General features: G+C 37.8%; 1 protein-coding gene. It reads right to left on the bottom strand.

Annotated features, from left to right (window positions below):
• A partial coding sequence (locus tag EES38_RS23405; protein WP_208020514.1) for a hypothetical protein occupies positions 1 to 278 on the bottom strand: 278 nt, incomplete at its 3' end.
• Between the last annotated feature and the right edge of the window lie 84 nt (positions 279 to 362).

Here is a 362-nt window from a genome sequence, read left to right as displayed (position 1 = left end):
ACAAAAACATATTCTTCCTGCCTGCAAAACAGTTGACAAAAATGAGTGTAGAATCTCATTTTCTTCCTGCTAATTTGATACCCTGCCTTCACTTTAGGCTTCGTAAAATGCATTCGTTGTGAATAAATTTTAGCTACCTCCTGCTTTGTCAGAATACGCAATGCGTCGTCGCAACCAAGCATTTGGCTCAGCTGTTTTATGCGATTAAAATAAACTCTTTGAGCAGCCTTTTTACAAGGCTTTACAGCGTGTATTTTCTTTTTCCGCTTCTTACTCATTCATCGTTGTATTCAAGAATTCTACTTCAAGATCATCTTCTGCTCCCTCATCAAAAAGTTCTGTTTTGCCTCTATTGATGTAGG

Source organism: Vibrio viridaestus, assembly GCF_003856525.1.
In the GTDB taxonomy this organism is placed as follows: Bacteria; Pseudomonadota; Gammaproteobacteria; order Enterobacterales; family Vibrionaceae; genus Vibrio; species Vibrio viridaestus.
The sequence above is the reverse complement of the archived record's forward strand: the minus strand, read 5'-3'. Positions and strand labels throughout refer to the sequence as shown.